This is a genomic window from Microbispora rosea, assembly GCF_044460045.1.
GTDB classification, from domain to species: Bacteria; Actinomycetota; Actinomycetes; order Streptosporangiales; family Streptosporangiaceae; genus Microbispora; species Microbispora rosea.
Window position 1 is genome coordinate 307,153 of sequence record NZ_JBITJO010000004.1, and the last position, 17,393, is coordinate 324,545.

Genomic DNA, 17,393 nt, shown 5'->3' on the forward strand with positions numbered 1-17,393 from the left:
GACTCGGACGGGCAGGGGTGGAACGGGCTGGGCTCGGCTGGTTGGAGGCACGCGATGACGACGCTCGGTCCCCTGTCCGTACGGCTGCCGGCGAGCCGGGCGACCAGGCGGAGGCCGTGGGCGCGCCTCGCCTTCTTCCCCGCCTGGGGCCTGGTGCTGCCCGCGGCCGCGTTGTCGGCGATCGGGCTGCTGCTCGTGTGGTCGGCCACCCGCAACGAGCCGGGCTCGACACTCCTGCAGCGGCAGGCGCTCAGCGTGGGCATCGGCTTCGCGCTCCTGTGGGCCGTCTCGCGGATCGACCTGCGAATGCTGCGGGCCTACGTCCCGGTGCTGTACCTGCTCGGGCTGGCCGGGCTGGTCGCCGTGCTGACCCCGCTGGGCCGCACGATCAACGGCTCGCACGCCTGGATCGTGCTCGGCGACGGGCTGCAGTTCCAGCCGTCCGAGTTCGCCAAGGCGGCCACGGTGCTCGCGATCGCGACGGCGCTGGGCGAGCCGCGCGACGGCGAGCGCAGGCCGGGCGCCGGGGCCGTGCTGCTCGCCCTCGGCCTCGCCGCGGTGCCGGTCGGGCTGATCGCGCTGCAGCCCGACTACGGCACCGCGATGGTCTTCCTGGTGCTGGCCACCGGGATGATCGTGGTGTCGGGAGCGCCCAAGAGGTGGTTCGCGGCGTTCGCCGCCGCCGGGGCCGCCGGGCTTCTCCTGGTGTGGCGGCTCGACCTGATCCGGCCCTACCAGCTCCAGCGCCTGATGGTGCTGGCCGACCCGGACGCCGACCCCATGGGCATGGGCTACAACGCCACCCAGGCCAGGATCGCGATCGGCTCCGGGGGCCTGCTCGGCAAGGGCCTGTTCCACGGCGAGCAGACGGCGGGTCATTTCGTGCCCGAGCAGCACACCGACTTCATCTTCACCGTCGCGGGCGAGGAGCTCGGCTTCCTCGGCGCGGCCTGCGTGATCCTGCTGATGCTCGCCCTGTTGTGGCGCGGCCTGTGGATCGCGGCCAAGAGCCCCTCACCGTTCGGCACGGCGGTGGCCGGCGGGGTGGTGTGCTGGCTGGCGTTCCAGACGTTCGTGAACGTCGGGATGACGATGGGCCTGCTGCCGGTCGCGGGGCTGCCGCTGCCGTTCGTGTCGTACGGCGGGTCGGCCACGATCTCCAGCCTGGCGGCCGTGGGGCTGCTCGCCGCCGTGAACCGGCGTACGCGCACACCGGCATAGGGCACCCTTGGAGGAATGCGCAGCAAGCTCGGCGGACGGGTGGCCCAGGCGGCGGAGATCGCCCTGGCCACCCGCAAGTACGTGACCCCGATCGACGTCCTCACCGGCCTGCGGTGGCTGCACGACCGCCACGTGGAGACGTGGCGGCAGGGGCGCGCCGACAGCCTGGAAGGGCTGGCCGCCGTGGACGCCGGCCGGATGGCCGAGGCCCTGTCGCATCTGCGCGCGTGGGCCATGTCCCGCGACCTGCTGGAGAGCGAGGCGGCCTACACGGCGGGCACCCGCGACCGGCGGCCGCTGCGCTTCACGGCGGCGGGCGACGAGGACCTGGAGCGTGCCTTCCGCGCCCACTGGCTGTCGCCCGAGCTGAGCGAGACACGGCGGCGGCAGATCGCCGAACGGCACAGCAAGGCCCCCGACCTCACGGCCGTGGCGCCGCTGGACGCGTGGACGTGTGCCGGGTGCGGGGACACCGGGCCTTATCTGATCATGGAGGACGATCGGCCGCACTGCCTGACCTGCGCCGACATGGACCATCTGTGCTTCCTTCCGGCGGGGAACGCGGCGCTGAGCCGCCGCGCCAAGAAGGAGAGCGGGTTGTCTGCGGTGGTGGTCCGCTTCAACCGGCGGCGCAAGAGATACGAGCGGCTCGGCGTGCTGGTCGAGGAGGAGGCGCTGACCCGGGCCGAGGAGCAGTGCCTGGCCGACGAGGAGGCACGGCTGCGCCGCCGCGAACGCGACCGCGAGCGCCGGGCCGGCGAGGACGCCGAGTTCCAGACGAGGATGGCTGCGCAGATCCGCCGCCTGTTCCCCCACTGCCCGGCCGAGCGGGCCGAGGCCATCGCCGCGCACGCCGCCGTACGCGGCAGCGGGCGGGTGGGCCGCACCGCCGCCGCCCGGGTGCTGGACGAGAACGCCATCACGCTCGCCGTGATCGCGAGCGTGCGCCATCTGGACACCGACTACGACGCGCTGCTGATGGGCGGGACGCCGCGGATGACGGCCCGCGAGCGAATCCGCCCCCGGGTCGAGGAGGTCCTGACGGCCTGGCGGGCGTGAGCGCCCGCTTCCGGCGGACCTCCGGCCGGCCCATCAGCGGACCCTTCAGCGGCCCCGTCAGCGGACCCGGCCGACCATCTGGGCGTACATGCGCCCGGGGCTGGGGACCGACGAGGGGTTGAGGAAGCCGGGCAGCGGGGGCAGGTCGACCGCGAACGGCTGCAGCCGCTCGAACAGCGTGTGCGCGTCGGGCGGCCGGTTGTCCGGCTCCTTCTCCAGCAGTTCGGCGATGAGACGGTCGAGCGCGGCGGGGACCCCCGGCACCCGCGGCGGCTGTTCCTTCACCTGCTTGTCGAACACGGCGTACTCCGTGGGCCCGGTGAACAGCTGGTTGCCGGTCAGCATCTCGTGCAGCACGCAGCCGAGCGAGTACAGGTCGCTCTTCGGCCCGGCGACGCCCCGCTGGATCTGCTCCGGGGACATGTACGCCGGGGTGCCGAGAATCTGCCCGATCCGGGTGAACTGCGCCGTCCTCCCCGCGACGTCCGTCTCACGCAGCATGGCGAGCCCGAAGTCGAGCAGCTTCACGCTGCCGTCCGGGCAGAGCATGAGGTTGGTCGGCTTGAGGTCCCGGTGGCAGATCGACAGCTCGTGGGCGGCGGTCAGCACGGCGCACGCCTGCGCGGCGATGGCCGCGGCCCACGGCACCGGCAGCGGGCCGTGCTCGCTCAGCAGGTCGGCGACCGTCACGCCCTCGATGAACTGCATGACCTGGAAGAGCCGCTGCTCGTAGGTGCCGAAGTCGTAGAGCACGGGCGCGCCCGGGTGGTCGAGCTTCGCGAGGATGCGCGCCTCGCGGATGAAGCGGCGCTGCAACTCCTCGTCGGGGCCGTCGGGCAGCCGCAGGAACTTCACCGCCACCTTGCGGTCGAGCCGCCGGTCGTGCCCGCCGTATACGGCGCCCATGCCGCCCTGCCCCAGGGGGAGGTCGTCCAGGTCATACCGGTCCCCGATGACCATGCGCCCCTCCCGTCGGCCTATCGGGGAAAAGCTACCGGATTCGTCCGCGATGCTCGGGCTCGGCGGCAGGGTGGACAGGACTCTCTCAGCTGAGGAGCTGCCGGCCGCGTCACCCACGGGGGCGGAGGCGTCCGTCGATCAGCCCCTCGACGCCGAGCCGCGCGAGCGCCTCACCCGCCGCGGCCACCTCGCGCAGGCCGTCCTCCAGCGCGAGCAGCCGCCGGAAGGCCGTGCCGTACGTCCGCTGGACGGCCAGGGGAAGCTGGGGCACGCGGGCCCGGCGGGCCTCCACGCGGCTGCTGCCCAGGTGCGGCCGCCCGCCGCCCGCGGCGTAGCGCAGGAACCCGGCCAGGAACTCGGGATCCACCTTGCCGGGATCGACGCGGAAAAGGCTGAGATGGGGGCCCAGGACCGCCCCCTCCCCCGCGACCACCCGGGCGGTGACGGCCGACGCGACGACGTCTCCCCGCCGTACGGCGAGCAGGCCGGGGGCGCGCGGGATCCACCTCGACGGCGTCGTTCCGGCCGCGACGTCGTCGGCCGTCAGCACGGGCACTTCCCCCTCGGGCACCTCGCCGCCGGAAACCTCGCCGCCGGAAACCTCGCTCTCGGACATCTCGCTGCCGGACATCTCGCTGCCGGGGACATCGGCGGGCAGCGCCCGCAGCGTCGAGTGCCTGATGGTGACCAGCCCGGATCTCGCCATCTCGGCCACGGTCGCCCACGACACGTCCCAGCCCGCCGCGCCGCCGGTGAGCACCTCCAGGTCGGGCATGTCGCCGGCCAGCGCCGCGAGCGCCTCCCTGAAGCGCTCACCGGCCGCGGGAAAACCCCGCATGTCGACCCGGGGGGACAGGTGCCGCGCCGGGCTCACGTCCACCTCGTCGTCGAGGATGTCGATGATCCTGACCGTGCGGCCGCCGGGCGGAAGCTCGGTCTTCGCGAGGTGGGCCCGCCAGGCCGCTTCGACGGAGGCCGGGTCGTCTCCCGCGTCGGCCACGAGGATCGCGCCGGGCTGCCGTTCCCCAGGCTCGGGACGGCGCAGCAGCCACAGGTCGGGGCCCCCGGGCACCAGCGTGAAGACCGCGCGCAGCGCGCCCGTCCGCAGCAGGTTCGCCCGGATGCGGCGTCCCGGGCGGCGGCTCGCCGCGACACCCGGCATCAGGATGGCCACCAGCCCGCCGGGCCGCACGTGGGCGAGGCAGTGCTGCACCCAGGCCAGCTCCGACTCGCCCCGCGGAGGCATGCCGTACTGCCAGCGCGGATCGCCGACGAGGTCCTCGTGGCCCCACGCCCGCTCGTTGAACGGCGGGTCGCACACGACCGCGTCCGCGAGCGCGCCGTCCGACGGCCGGTCCGGCGGGAACGCGTCGTGCCGCAGCGCGTCCCCCGGGACGACCCGGGCGTCCCGTCCGCGCAGCAGCAGCCGCAACGCCGCGAGCATCGCGACCGTCTCGTTGGCGTCCTGGCCGAGCAGTCGCACGTCGTCCCCCGCCCCGGCGGCCCCGGCGGCGCCCAGCAGGAGTGTGCCCATGCCGCACGCCGGGTCGAGCACCGTCCGCGCCCCCGAACAGGCCAGCCGGGTCATCAGGGCGACCAGGTCGGGCCGGGTCAGCGCCAGCCTGCGGCTGTGCGCCTCGGCGTACCGCTCGCAGAGGAACTCGAACGTGCCGGCCGCGCCGCTCCGCTCGGCCATCCCGGCGACCAGCCGGAGCAGGCCGGGCTCGACCTGCGTCGCGTCCCCCGCGCGCGGGGGCAGGTCGGCGGTCGCCTCCGCCACCGCACGCGGGAGCCGTACGGCGAGGTCGGGGGCGGCGGACAGCCGCTTCCAGCCGTCGGGGTCGCGGAGCGTGTAGAGCAGGAACGCCCCCACCTCCCCCAGCACCTCGCCCAGGCGCAGGTCGTCCGCCGACGCGCGCAGCCGCTGCCAGACGCGGTCGCCCTGGGACACCTCGAACGACTTGCCGTTCCTGCGCAGCCACGCCTCCACTTCGGGAAGCGAGAAAAGGGGGCTGGAGGCGGTACCTCCGACCGGCTGGGGGAAGTCCTCGTAGCGGCGGCGCCAGTTGCTGACCGCGGCCCTGCCGACGTCGGCGAGCCGGGCGATGTCGCCCGCGTTCACGGTCGCTTCGACCGCCGCCTCGACGGCGGCCTCGAGCGGGCTCGCGGCGGCCGGGCGCGCGGTCGTGTCCGCCGAGTTGTCCGCCTGGGCGTCGTGGCTCATGAACACGAGCCTAGCACTGTGCTTGTGAAGTGACTCAACCAATGGTTTACTCAAAACCATGACGCACAACCGTATTCGGTACGCCGCGGGGTCGGACGTCGGGCGCTCGCGTGCCAACAACGAGGATTCGGTGCACGCCGGCGAGCGCCTGCTCGCCATCGCCGACGGGATGGGCGGACACGGACACGGCGAGGTCGCCAGCGCGGCCGTCATCTCCACACTGGCCAGACTGGAGGACGGTCCGGCTCCCGCCGACGTCGCCGCCGCCCTCGCGGACGCCGTACGGGAGGCGGGGCAGTGCCTGGGCGACCTCGCCGCCCAGGACCCGGCACTCGAGCGGATGGGCACCACGGTCACCGCGATGCTGTGGGACGGCCAGGGGAAGTTCGCCCTGGCCCACGTGGGCGACTCGCGGGCCTACATGCTGCGTGACGGCGCGCTCTACCAGATCACCCGCGACCACACGCTGGTGCAGTCGCTGGTGGACGACGGCCGCATGAGCCCCGACCAGGCCGCCCGCCATCCGCGCCGGTCCCTGCTGCTGCGGGCGCTGGAGACGAGCGGCCTGGCCGAGCCGGACCTCTCGCTGCGCGAGGTGCACCCGGGCGACCGCTATCTGCTGTGCTCCGACGGGCTCTCCGCCGTGCTCGAACCCGAGGCGATGCACCACGTGCTCACCACCGTGGCCGATCCGCAGGAGGCGGTCAGCCGGCTCATCGAGCTGGCCAACGAGGGCGGCGGACCCGACAACATCTCGTGCGTGGTCGCCGACGTCGAAGCCGCCGACGCCTGAGACCCGCCCCGTCCCGCGCCCGTCGGAGGACCCCGCAGCCGGCAGCGGGGCACAGCCGGACAGCGCCCGACGCCGGGGCCGCGCCCGGGTGGTGTGCCCGGACGGACGTCAGACGGCCCAGCCGCCGTCCACGTTGATCGTCGCCCCGGTGACGTAACGCCCGCCGTCGCCCGCCAGGTGGGCCACGGTCTCGGCGATGTCGCCCGGCTCCGCGTAGCGGCCGAGGACCGTCAGCCCCCGGATCGTGTCCGCCATGGGGCTGTCCGCCGGGTTCGAGGCGGTGTCGGTCGGGCCGGGGTTGACGAGGTTGACCGTGATGCCGCGCGGCCCGAGGTCACGGGCGAGCCCCTTGGTCATTCCGGTCATGGCCGTCTTGCTCATCGCGTACAGGGCGAAGCCCGGGAAGACGGCCCGCTCGGCCATGTTGCTTCCGATGGTGATGATCCGGCCGCCCTCGGTCATGTGGGCCGCCGCCGCCCGCGCGGCCAGGAACGGCCCGCGCACGTTGGCCGCGAGCGTACGGTCGACCTCCTCCGGCCCCAGGTCCTCGATCGGCGCGACGTGGAAGACCGCCGCGTTGTTCACGAGGACGTCGAGCCGGCCGAACTCCGCGGCCGCCTCGTCCACGGCCGCGGTGACCGCCTTCGCGTCGCCGTTGTCGGCCCGGATGACCAGCGCCCGCCGGCCCATCCCCTTCACCTTCTCGGCCACGGCGGCCGCGCTGTCCCCGTCGCGCTCGTAGGTCAGCGCCACGTCCGCGCCGCGCTCGGCCAGCTTGAGTGCGACCGCCGCGCCGATCCCCCGGCCACCCCCGGTGACCAGGGCCGCCTTGCCGTTCATGTCGTCGATCTCGTTCATGGTGTCGAGCATGGCGGCGGCGCCACAGGGAGGTCCGGCGGCGATCGGACCTCGCGTTCCGACCGTCAGGCCCGCGAGACAGGCGACAGAGCGGTCAGGCGCCGCGTGCCCGGAAGGCGGCGGTCTTGACCCGGTTCTGGCAGGCCGTGGAGCAGAAGCGGCGGGTGCCGTTGCGGGAGGTGTCCACGTACACGCGGTCGCAGTGCGGCGCGGTGCACACGCCGAGCCGGTCGTGCAACTCGCTGCCGAGCACCACGGCGAGGCCGGTCGCGCAACCGGCCGCGTAGTTGCCGGCCAGGGTGCCGCCCGCGCCGTGGAAGTGCAGGTGCCAGGGCTCCCCGTCGTGCCGGTCGAGGTGCGGGCGGGCGTCCGTCTCGGCCAGCAGTCCGTTCAGGGCGAGCGCCGCCGCGTCCACGTCGCCACGCGTCACCGCCTCGAACACGCCGCGCAGCCGCCCCGCGACCTCCGCGAGCGCGTCCACCTCTTCCTCGGCGACCTCGGGCGCCCGGCTGTCGCCGGCCGCGAGGACGTCGCCGACCGCGGCGGCCCGCGCCTCACCCGTCGGCGGCGCGTACGGCCGGCCCCGCGCCTCACCCTCGGTCAGCGTGTTGACCAGGCCGACCGCGATCGACACCACAGCATCGGTGTGACTGTTGAAATTCACTTGACCAGTTACGCCCTTGCGTTCTACGTTGTAACTGCCGAAAGCATACACGCCAGTTACAAGGAGTCGGCATGCTCACGATCGACGTGGCCACCAGGTGGATCGACCGTTGGGACCGCCAGCAGGAGGGCTATCTCCCCGATCGGGAGGAACGCTTCACCGCGCTGATCGACGCCGTCGAGGCGGGCATGGGCCATCCGGACCCCCTGGTGATCGACCTCGGCTGCGGCCCCGGCTCGCTCTCGGCCCGCCTGCTGGACCGTCTTCCCGGGGCCACGGTCGTGGCGGTCGACGCCGATCCCCTCCTGCTGTCGCTCGCCCGGGCGGCGTACGGCGACCGTGACGGCCTGCGCCTCGCCGACCTGGACCTGCGCGAGCCGGGGTGGAGCCGGGCGCTCGGCCTCGACCGCCCGGCGGACGTGGCGGTGAGCACGACCGCGCTGCACTGGCTGGCCGAGCCCCATCTGCGCGCCGTGTACGCCGAGCTCGCGACCGTGCTGCGCCCGGGTGGGCTGTTCCTCAACGGCGACCACTTCAGCTCCGAGGACACCACTCCCCAGCTGGCGCGGCTGGAGCGGGCCGTGCACGAGAGCGAGGAGCGGCGGCGCTTCGCCGGCGGCCGTCCGGAGGACTGGCGCCAGTGGTGGGACGCGATCGCCGCCGACCCCGACCTCGCCGGTGTCGCGGCACCCCGGCCGGCCACCGCGGCGCACCACGGCTCGGAGTCGCTTCACCTGTCCACCCATGTCGAGGCCCTCCGCGCGGCGGGCTTCGCCGAGATCGGGACGCTGTGGCAGCGCGGCGACAACCGCCTGCTCTGCGCCGTGCGTCCGTAGTCTCCCCGGCCGTTCTTCCCGGCCGATCTTTTCGGCCGTTCTTCCGGCCGTTCTTTCCGGCGGCCGCCGGGGTTTGCCCGCCGGGCCGCCGGATAGACGAACGCCATGACACCGACCGTGCTCACCGTCAACGCGGGCTCCAGCAGCCTGCAGCTGCATCTGGTGCGGGACGGCCGCGTGGTGCGGACCGAGCACAGCGAGCACAGCCCGGACCCCGCCGCGGCGGAGCGCACGCTGTCGGACTTCCTGTCCGGGGCGGACACCGAGGTGACCGCCGTCGGTCACCGGCTCGTCCACGGCGGCGAGGCCGTGCGCGCTCCGGCGGTCGCCGACGACGACGTGGTGGAGGCCGTACGCGGATACGCCGACCTCGCGCCGCTGCACGTGCCGCCCGCGCTCGCGCTGGTCGAGGCGGCCCGGCGGGTGCTGCCGTCCGTGCCGCACGTGCTGTGTCCCGACACCGCCTTCCACGCCGGGCTTCCCGCCGCCGCCGCGACCTACGCCCTGCCCGCCGAGTGGCGGCGGCGCTGGGGCCTGCGCCGCTACGGCTTCCACGGGCTGTCGTACGCGTGGGCGACCCGGCGTGCGGCCGAGCTGCTCGGACGCCCGGCCGGGGAGGTCAGCCTGGTCCTCACGCATCTCGGCGGCGGATGCTCGGTCTGCGCCGTGCGGGACGGCCGGAGCGTGGATACCTCGATGGGGTTCACTCCGTTGGAGGGTGTGCCCATGAGCAAGCGCTCCGGCAGCGTCGATCCCGGCATGCTCCTGTGGCTGCTGTCCGGCGCACGCCTCACGCTGGAGGAGCTGAGCGACGGGCTGGAGCACGGCTCCGGCCTGCTGGGGCTGTCCGACGGCCTGTCGGGCGACACCCGCGACCTGGTCGCCTCACCTGAGGAGGCCGCCGCCTTGGCGCTCGACGTGTTCGCCTACCGGGTGAGCCGGGAGATCGCCGCCTCGGCCGCCGCTCTCGACCGGCTCGACGCGCTCGTGTTCACCGGCGAGATCGGCTGGGACCAGCCCGAGGTGCGCGAGGCGGTGTGCGGCCGGCTGTCGCTGCTCGGCGTCGAGCCCCCCGCCGTGACCGACGTGGACCGGGACGGCGTCGTCAGTCCGCCGGGCGCCCGCCTGCCGGTCCTCGTCGTACGGCCCCGCGAGGAGCTCCAGGTCGCCCGGGAGACCCTCGCCGCGCTCGGCCGGCCCGGTGGCGGAGGCGGGCGGCCGTAGAATCCGCAGACATGCGCATCTTCACCGTGGACTCCTTCACCGACCGGCCGTTCCGGGGCAATCCCGCCGCGGTCTGCCTCCTCGACGACACCGTGCCGGACGAGTGGATGCAGGCGGTGGCCGCCGAGATGCGCCATTCGGAGACGGCCTTCGTTCTCGGGCAGGCCGAGGGGCCGTGCTCGCTGCGCTGGTTCACCCCCGCGGTCGAGGTCGCGCTGTGCGGGCACGCCACCCTGGCCACCGCGCACGTCCTCTACTCTCTCGGGGAGTCCGGGCGGCTGGAGTTCGACACGAAGAGCGGCGTGCTCGCGACCGAGCAGGCGGACGGCGGGCTGATCGCGATGGACTTCCCGGCGAAGCAGGCCACGCCGTGCCCGCCGCCGGACGGCCTCGTCGAGGCACTCGGCGTCACGCCGGTGTGGACCGGCCGCAGCGAGTTCGACCTGCTGGTCGAGGTCGGGTCAGCCGAGGAGGTCCGGGCCGCCGAGCCCGACATGGCGCGGCTCGCCGAGGTCGAGGCCCGCGGCGTCATCGTGACGGCGTCCGGCGAAAGCACCTCCGCCGACTACGTCTCCCGGTTCTTCGGCCCCCGGGTGGGCGTGCCCGAGGACCCGGTCACCGGGTCGGCCCACTGCGTGCTCGCGCCGCACTGGTCGGCCAGGCTCGGCCGGGACGCGCTCGTCGGGGAGCAGGTGTCGCGGCGCGGCGGGACCGTGCGCACAACCCTGCGCGGCGACCGCGTCGAACTCGCCGGGCACGCCGTGACCATCTGGTCCGGCGAACTGGAGGTCTGACCTCAGGCGGGCACCGCGAGTGCGGCCTCGATCCGCCGGACGGCGGTGATCGCCCCGAACGCCAGCAGCCGCACGAGGTCGGCGTCGGACCGGCCGCCCCCGGCCTCCCGCCAGGCGGCCACGTCCGCGTCGGCCACCCGATACGGCGCGAGGGCGGCCAGCAGGGCGAGCTTGGCCGCCGGGCGCTGTGCGGGCGCGACGTCCGCCAGCGGACCGGACGGCCAGCCGGACAGCGGAGGGTGTTCGCCGTCCCAGGCCGCGACGGCCTCCACGACCGCCTCCCTGGCCGAGTCGCCCAGCAGATGACCTCCCTCCCCCGCCGCGGCCCGCAGCGCGGCGAACGCGGTCCCGGCCGGGGCGCCCGCCGCCCAGGCCGGGGCGGGGCCCGAGGGCAGCCCGTGCAGCAGGGGCAGCGCCTCGCCCTGCGGCAGCCTGCGGCGTACCGTCTTGGCGAGGGCCCTGCCGCCCAGGCCGCGTACCAGCCGGGAGCGCTGCAGCCCGGCCGGCAGGAGGTCGTCGGTCAGCAGCGACGACACCATCCTGTTGATGAAATGGAAGGCGAGGGCCGTGCCGATGTGCTCGGCCGCGTGACCCTCCGGGCACGGCGGCGCCTGCCCGGACGTGGCCGTGCCGGTGGCCCAGGCGAACAGCCGGGCGTGCTCAGGATCGGACGGCTTCTCCCCGCGTGCGACGGTCTCGGCCAGCTCGTGCTCACCCGTCGCGTGCAGGAGCACGGTGTGGGCGTCCACGCAGAAGGGGCACTTGTTGGCGAGGGAGACCCCGGTGGCGACGACCTCCTTGGCCGCCCTCGGGGCCTGCCCGGCGACCAGCGACTCACGCAGCATCGCCCAGGTGGCCGCGAGCATCTCGGGAGCCGGGGACAACGTCAGGAACAGCGGCATGCGGGCCATGCCGAAATCACGGGCGATCTGCGCGTAGACCTGGGCGATCAGGCCGGCCGCCGCCTCCGTGGGCACCGGCGTCACATAGCGGTAGGGCGTCGGCATCTCCGCCTCCTCATCGGTCGTGCTGTCATGCGAACCGATCCTGCCGAGCGCCGTCGCCCCCGTCGTCGTACGGCGGAATGCGTTCCCGGCCGCTCCCGGCGCGGCTGCAGGGTGGCGGCCGTACTCCCGCGGGAGTAGCGCCGGATGGGTCCGCCGGGAGGAGGCGGGCCGAATCGGCCTCGGTTTACCCTTCAGACATGGACGGCGATCGCGGACGGCAGGCGTCCCCCAGCCCACGGGAGTCTCGCTCACCGGTGACCGTGGACGAGCCGGCGTCGCCCGGCCCACGGGCGTTCGCGGACCTGCCGGGACTCCCCGGCAAACCGCCCTTCAAGGACGAAGTGGCCCGCTCGGACGGACCACCCCTCACGGACGGACCGCCTCTGAAGGACGGACCGCCCCTCACGGACGGACCGCCTCTCACGGACGAGCCGGCCCTCGGGGACGACCGGGCGGGGGCCGGCCGTCGCCGCCTTCCCCGGTTCTACGGGTCGGACGCCGCGCTCGCGGCTGTCGTGGCGGTGCTGCTCGCGGGCGGCACCCTGGTTCCCGGCGCGCCGAGCGGGCCCGCGCAGCTGGGGGTGGTGGGCTACCTGCTCCTGGTGGGAGGGTCCTTCGCCCTCGCCGCCCGGCGGGCGGCGCCGGTGACGGCGCTCGTCGTCTCCGGGGCCTGCATGCTGGCCTACGCCCTGCTGGTGCAACCCGAGACCGCGACCGCGTTCCCCCTCCTGCTCACGGTGTTCTCGGCGGCCACCGTGGGCCGGCGCGTGTGGGCGGCGTCGGTCAGCGCCGCCTACCTCGCCGGTGTACTGCTGGAGCAGCTGTCGGACCTCGGCGCACGGACCCCGCGCGACGTGGTGGACCGGGTCGGCCTGCTGGTCGGCTGGTTCGTCGCCGCCAACGTGGCGGGAGTCGTCACCCGGCAACGGCGGGCGTACCTTCGCCAGGCCGAGCAGCGCGCCGTCGAGGCGGAGCGCACCCGCGAGGAGGTCGCGCTGCGCCGGGCCGGCGAGGAGCGGCTGCGCATCGCCAGGGAACTGCACGACTCGCTCACCCACAGCATTTCGATCATCAAGGTGCAGGCGGGAGTGGCCGTCCATCTCGCGCGCAAGCGGGGCGACGACGTGCCGCCCGCGCTGCTGGCGATCCAGGACGCGAGTGCGGACGCCATGCGGGAGCTGCGCGCGACGCTGGAGGTGCTGCGCGAACCCGGCCCCGACGACGCGCCCGGCGCGGCCCGTGCCGACAGGATCGGCGAGCTGGTCGATCGGGCGCGGTCGGCGGGCGTGCCGGCCACGCTCGCGGTCAGCGGCACGCCCCGCGCCCTTCCGCCCGAGGTCGACCTGACCGCCTACCGGATCGTGCAGGAGGCGCTCACCAACGTGGCGCGGCACGCGGGCCCCGCCTCGGCGTCCGTGCACGTCCGCTATCTGCCCGACGCCCTCGTCGTACTCGTCGAGGACGACGGCAGGGGCGCCGAGACACCAGGGCGCGGAGCGGACGAGCCTTCCGGAACGGGCACCGCGATCGGGCCCGAAGCGGTTCGGGTGGGCGTCGGGCTCACCGGCATGCGCGAGCGGGTGTCCGGGCTGGGCGGGCGGCTCCGGACCGGTCCGGGAGCGGACGGCGGTTTCACGGTCCACGCCGAGCTGCCCCTCCCGGTCACGGAGGGAGCGGCGTGATCAGGGTGCTGCTGGTGGACGACCAGGCGCTCATCCGGGCCGGCTTCAAGGCGCTGCTCGACGCCGAGGACGGCGTGGAGGTGGTCGGCGAGGCGGGCGACGGCAGCCAGGGCCTGGCGCTGGCCGAGCGGCACCTCCCCGACGTCGCGCTCGTGGACATCCAGATGCCGGTCATGGACGGCATCGAGGCCACTCGCCGCATCGCCGCCGATCCCCGCCTGGCCGCCACCCGGGTGGTGATCCTGACCAACTACGGGCTCGACCGCTACGTGTTCGACGCGCTGCGGGCGGGCGCGAGCGGCTTCCTGCTCAAGGACACCGACCCGGCGGAGCTCGTCCAGGCGATCAGGGTCGCGGCGCGCGGCGACGCCCTGCTGTCACCGGCGGTCACCCGGACGCTGATCAGCGAGTACGTCTCCCGCCCGCCGGACGCCCTGCCGACGGCCGCCCTGGAGCAGCTCACCAACCGCGAACGGGAGGTCGTCGCCCTGGTCGCGCACGGCCTCACCAACGAGGAGATCGCCGCGCACATGGTGATCAGCCCGTTCACCGCCAAGACCCATGTGAGCAGGGCGATGACCAAGCTCGGCGCGCGGGACCGGGCGCAGCTCGTCGTCTTCGCCTACGAGTCCGGCCTGGTGGTCCCCCGGGGGTCCGCCAAGCCCCGCTGAACCGTCCGTCCGGCCCCGGGGACGCGTACTGCGGGGTCTCTCCGATCACCTCCACACGTCTGCGTACGCCCGTGGCCGCGGTCTCGCCCTGCTCTCGCTCCCGGCCTGCACCCACCTCCCACCGCTCAGGCATGGCGCGCCCGGGGGCGGTGCTCGGGCCCACCGCTCAGGAGCGGCGCTCGCGCAGGCGGGCCGCCGCCTCGACCACGTTGGCGAGCGCCGCCTCGACCTGCTCGTACGAGCGGGTCTTCAGCCCGCAGTCGGGGTTGACCCACAACCGCTCGGCGGGCACTGTCCGCAGCGCCTCCGTGAGCAGGTGCTCCACCTCGTCGGCGCCCGGCACGCGCGGCGAGTGGATGTCGTACACGCCGGGTCCGAGCCCACGGGAGAAGCCGCCGACCACGCCCAGCACGCGTCCCCGCGAACGCGCCGACTCGATGCTCGTGACGTCGGCGTCGAGCGCGTCGATCGCCGCGAGGATCTGGTCGGCGTCCGAGTAGCACAGATGCGTGTGGATCTGCGTCTGCTCACTCACACCCGAGGTGGCCCATCGGTAGGCGGCGACGGCCCACTCCAGGTAGGCGCCCTGCTCGGCACGCCGCAGCGGCACCAGCTCGCGCAGCGCGGGCTCGTCGACCTGGATGACGCGGATGCCCGCCTCCTCCAGGTCGCCCACCTCCTCCCGTACGGCGTCGGCGACCTGGAACACCACCTCGCGCAGCGGCAGGTCGTCGCGGACGAACGACCAGGCCACGATCGTCACCGGGCCGGTGAGCATGCCCTTGACCGGCGTGCTCGTCAGCGACTGCGCGTACCGAGCCCACCTCACCGTGATCGGCCCCGGCCGCCGCACGTCGCCGTGCAGGATGGGCGGGCGGGTGCAGCGCGAGCCGTACGACTGGACCCAGCCGTGCCGGGTGACGGCGAAGCCGTCGAGGTGCTCGGCGAAATACTGCACCATGTCGTTGCGCTCGGGCTCGCCGTGCACGAGGACGTCCAGCCCCAGCCGCTCCTGCAGCGCGATCACCTGCTCGATCTCCGCGCGGACCATGTTCTCGTAGGCCGCCTCGCCGATCTCTCCGGCCGCGAGGGCCGCCCGGGCCCGGCGCAGCTCGCCCGTCTGGGGGAAGGAGCCGATCGTGGTGACCGGGAGAAGCGGCAGCTTCAGGTGCTCGGCCTGCGCCGCCGCCCGTACGGCGTAGGGGGCGCGGCCCTCCGCCGTCCGGGCCGGGAAGGTGTGCGGGCGCTCCTGTGCGGCGGGATGTTCGGGCAGGTGATGCCCGGGTGTGACCGCAAGCAGGGCCGCCAGCTCGGCCACCTCGGCGACCTTCTGCTCGGCGAACGCCAGCCGCTCCCGCAGCGCGGGGTCGAGGCCGGTCTCGCGCCCCACGTCGTAGGGCACGTGGAGGAGCGAGCACGACGTGCTCACCACGACCCGCCCGGCGCGCTCCCGCACGGCGAGCAGCGTGGCCAGCGCGCGGTCCCGGTCGGTGCGCCACACGTCGCGTCCCGAGACCACGCCGGCGACGACGGTCTTGCCGGCCAGCGCCTCCACACCCAGCGCCTCCACACCCAGGGCGTCCACACCGTGGGCCGAGCCCCGGACGAGGTCCAGGCCGACGGCCTCGACCGGCGCTCCGGCCAGCACGGGCAGCGCGTCGCCGAGATCGCCGAAATAGGAGGCGACCAGCAGCGCGGGCCGGTTCTCCAGCCGTCCCAGCCGGCCGTACGCCGCCTCGGCCGCGGCCAGCTCGGCGGGGGTGCGGTCGGCGACCAGGGCGGGCTCGTCCAGCTGCACCCAGCCGACGCCCTCCGCGGCCAGTTCGGCCAGCAGGCGGGCGTACACCTCGGCCACGTCGTCCAGCCGGTCGAGCGGGGCGAAGCCCTCTGGGCTGTCCGGCGCGGCCTGCGACAGCAGCAGGAACGTCACCGGCCCGACCAGCACCGGCCGGGTCTCCAGTCCCAGCGCGCGGGCCTCGCGCACCTCGGCCAGCGGCTTGGCGGCGTCGAGTGAGAAGACCGTGTCCGGGCCGATCTCGGGAACGATGTAGTGGTAGTTGGTGTCGAACCACTTGGTCATGCGCAGCGGGGCGATCCCCTCGGCGCCCCGGGCCATCGCGAAGTAGGTCTCCAGGTCGTCGTCGTGCCGGTAGCGCGCGGGCACCGCGCCCAGCAGCACCGCCGTGTCGAGCACCTGGTCGTAATAGGAGAACGTGTTCGACGGCAGGCCCTCCAGTCCGAGCGCGGCGATTCGCCGCCAGGTGTCCTCCCGCAACCGCCGTGCGGTCTCCTCCAGGTCCGCCCGGCCGGAACGCCCCTCCCAGTAGGACTCCAGCGCCCGCTTCAACTCCCGATCCGGCCCGATCCGCGGATATCCCAGCACGGTCGATGCGGGAAAAGACGACGTCATCACCACTCCTCATACGTCGAACAGGACGCCCCGCATCCTCTCCTCGTCCCGTCCCGCCCCGGCGGATCTATCGAGCACGCTTATGGATCAGTTCGACAGGTCACCCGCGCTGGTCAACGGGGCCGGTCAACGGGGGGCGTCCATGCGCTGCGTGCCGATGACCGACAGCAGCCGTAGCGCCTCTTCCGACGGCGAACCGGGTACGGCCGTGTAGATCACCACCTGCTGATCGCGGTCGGCGATGTCGAGGACGTCGCAGTTGACGGTGACCGGGCCGACCATCGCATGCTGGAAGGTCTTGCACAGCGTGGGCCCGTCAGTGACGTCGTGGGAAGCCCACAGGCGTGCGAACTCCGGGCTCTTCGCGAGGAGTTCGTCCACCAGCCCGGTGACCTCCGGCGCGTCCGGGTAGCGGGCGGCGGCGGCACGCAGGCGCCGGGCCGCGTGCCGGGCGAAGTCGTCGGCGTCGGAGACCCCGTACAACCGCCGTCCCTCGCGGTGCGGGCCGATGAACACGCGGCGCACCAGGTTGCGGTCGCGCCGGGACAGGGCCGAGAAGTCCTCCATGAGGGCGGCCGCCAACTCGTTCCAGGCGAGCACCTCGAGCGTGGCGGACGTCACGAACGCGGCGGCCTGCGGCAGCCTCGCCAGCAGGTCCAGGATGCTCTGCCGCACCTCCCGCGGGGGCCCCGGCGGCGGGGCGGGCGAGACGCCGGCGAGGTGGTGGAGGTGGGCGCGCTCGGCGTCCGACAGGCGCAGGGCCCGGGCCAGCCCGGCCAGCACCTCGCGCGACGGGTGCGGACCGCGGGCCTGCTCCAGCCGCGTGTAGTACTCGGTCGAGATGAAGGCCAGCTGCGCCGCCTCCTCACGCCGCAGCCCCGGGGTGCGGCGCCTGGGCCCCGCGGGCAGCCCCACGTCGGCAGGGCTGATCCGCTCGCGCCTGCTGCGCAGGAAGTCGGCCAGTTCTCGTCGGTTCACACCTCCAGTGTG

15 protein-coding genes are annotated in these 17,393 nt (G+C 74.3%); 8 read left to right on the top strand and 7 right to left on the bottom strand.

All coding sequences use genetic code 11. The features are described from left to right. Positions 1-54: 54 nt before the first annotated feature. Positions 55-1,221 (top strand): rod shape-determining protein RodA, encoded by a 1,167-nt coding sequence (rodA, locus tag ACIBK1_RS18735; protein ID WP_030510590.1) that lies wholly within the window; start codon positions 55-57, stop codon positions 1,219-1,221. A 15-nt stretch (positions 1,222-1,236) separates the two neighbouring features. Then, positions 1,237-2,280, top strand: coding sequence for a DUF2293 domain-containing protein (locus ACIBK1_RS18740; RefSeq protein WP_396736387.1), 1,044 nt, complete (start codon positions 1,237-1,239; stop codon positions 2,278-2,280). 57 nt (positions 2,281-2,337) lie between these two features. On the opposite strand, the gene ACIBK1_RS18745 is transcribed toward ACIBK1_RS18740, so the two are convergent. Both ACIBK1_RS18745 and ACIBK1_RS18750 read right to left on the bottom strand, forming a co-directional pair. Further along, complete coding sequence (locus ACIBK1_RS18745) at positions 2,338-3,240, bottom strand: serine/threonine-protein kinase (protein WP_030510592.1); 903 nt, start codon at positions 3,238-3,240, stop codon at positions 2,338-2,340. A gap of 109 nt (positions 3,241-3,349) precedes the next feature. Further along, positions 3,350-5,464 (bottom strand): N-6 DNA methylase, encoded by a 2,115-nt coding sequence (locus ACIBK1_RS18750; RefSeq protein WP_396736390.1) that lies wholly within the window; start codon positions 5,462-5,464, stop codon positions 3,350-3,352. Between the two features lie 58 nt (positions 5,465-5,522). Here ACIBK1_RS18750 and ACIBK1_RS18755 point away from each other — a divergent pair, with 58 nt between their 5' ends. Beyond that, positions 5,523-6,257: a PP2C family protein-serine/threonine phosphatase gene (locus tag ACIBK1_RS18755; protein ID WP_076441589.1), complete on the top strand. Its 735-nt coding sequence runs from the start codon at positions 5,523-5,525 to the stop codon at positions 6,255-6,257. Between the two features lie 108 nt (positions 6,258-6,365). Here ACIBK1_RS18755 and ACIBK1_RS18760 read toward each other — a convergent pair whose 3' ends face one another. Beyond that, positions 6,366-7,115 (bottom strand): SDR family NAD(P)-dependent oxidoreductase, encoded by a 750-nt coding sequence (locus tag ACIBK1_RS18760; RefSeq protein ID WP_396736394.1) that lies wholly within the window; start codon positions 7,113-7,115, stop codon positions 6,366-6,368. A gap of 94 nt (positions 7,116-7,209) precedes the next feature. Continuing rightward, positions 7,210-7,779 (bottom strand): CGNR zinc finger domain-containing protein, encoded by a 570-nt coding sequence (locus ACIBK1_RS18765; RefSeq protein WP_357324286.1) that lies wholly within the window; start codon positions 7,777-7,779, stop codon positions 7,210-7,212. Between the two features lie 71 nt (positions 7,780-7,850). On the opposite strand from ACIBK1_RS18765, the gene ACIBK1_RS18770 reads away from it, so the two are divergent. From ACIBK1_RS18770 to ACIBK1_RS18780, 3 genes are all read left to right on the top strand, one after another. Beyond that, complete coding sequence (locus tag ACIBK1_RS18770; protein ID WP_396736397.1) at positions 7,851-8,615, top strand: class I SAM-dependent methyltransferase; 765 nt, start codon at positions 7,851-7,853, stop codon at positions 8,613-8,615. A 105-nt stretch (positions 8,616-8,720) separates the two neighbouring features. Continuing rightward, positions 8,721-9,839, top strand: a complete 1,119-nt coding sequence (locus tag ACIBK1_RS18775; RefSeq protein ID WP_396736400.1) for an acetate/propionate family kinase — start codon at positions 8,721-8,723, stop codon at positions 9,837-9,839. A gap of 11 nt (positions 9,840-9,850) precedes the next feature. Continuing rightward, a complete protein-coding gene (locus ACIBK1_RS18780; RefSeq protein WP_030510599.1) occupies positions 9,851-10,633 on the top strand; it encodes a PhzF family phenazine biosynthesis protein in 783 nt (260 codons plus the stop codon). 2 nt (positions 10,634-10,635) lie between these two features. Here ACIBK1_RS18780 and ACIBK1_RS18785 read toward each other — a convergent pair whose 3' ends face one another. After that, positions 10,636-11,640 (bottom strand): carboxymuconolactone decarboxylase family protein, encoded by a 1,005-nt coding sequence (locus tag ACIBK1_RS18785; protein WP_030510600.1) that lies wholly within the window; start codon positions 11,638-11,640, stop codon positions 10,636-10,638. Positions 11,641-11,837: 197 nt separating this feature from the next. On the opposite strand from ACIBK1_RS18785, the gene ACIBK1_RS18790 reads away from it, so the two are divergent. Both ACIBK1_RS18790 and ACIBK1_RS18795 read left to right on the top strand, forming a co-directional pair. Beyond that, positions 11,838-13,322, top strand: a complete 1,485-nt coding sequence (locus ACIBK1_RS18790; protein ID WP_081903841.1) for a sensor histidine kinase — start codon at positions 11,838-11,840, stop codon at positions 13,320-13,322. Next, positions 13,319-13,993: a response regulator gene (locus ACIBK1_RS18795; RefSeq protein ID WP_030510602.1), complete on the top strand. Its 675-nt coding sequence runs from the start codon at positions 13,319-13,321 to the stop codon at positions 13,991-13,993. Before ACIBK1_RS18790 ends, ACIBK1_RS18795 begins: the two co-directional genes overlap by 4 nt. Positions 13,994-14,159: 166 nt before the next feature. Here ACIBK1_RS18795 and metE read toward each other — a convergent pair whose 3' ends face one another. Together metE and ACIBK1_RS18805 are read right to left on the bottom strand one after the other, a co-directional pair. After that, positions 14,160-16,403: a 5-methyltetrahydropteroyltriglutamate--homocysteine S-methyltransferase gene (metE, locus tag ACIBK1_RS18800; RefSeq protein ID WP_396736405.1), complete on the bottom strand. Its 2,244-nt coding sequence runs from the start codon at positions 16,401-16,403 to the stop codon at positions 14,160-14,162. A 126-nt stretch (positions 16,404-16,529) separates the two neighbouring features. After that, positions 16,530-17,381, bottom strand: a complete 852-nt coding sequence (locus tag ACIBK1_RS18805; RefSeq protein WP_030510604.1) for a helix-turn-helix transcriptional regulator — start codon at positions 17,379-17,381, stop codon at positions 16,530-16,532. Positions 17,382-17,393: the final 12 nt, after the last annotated feature.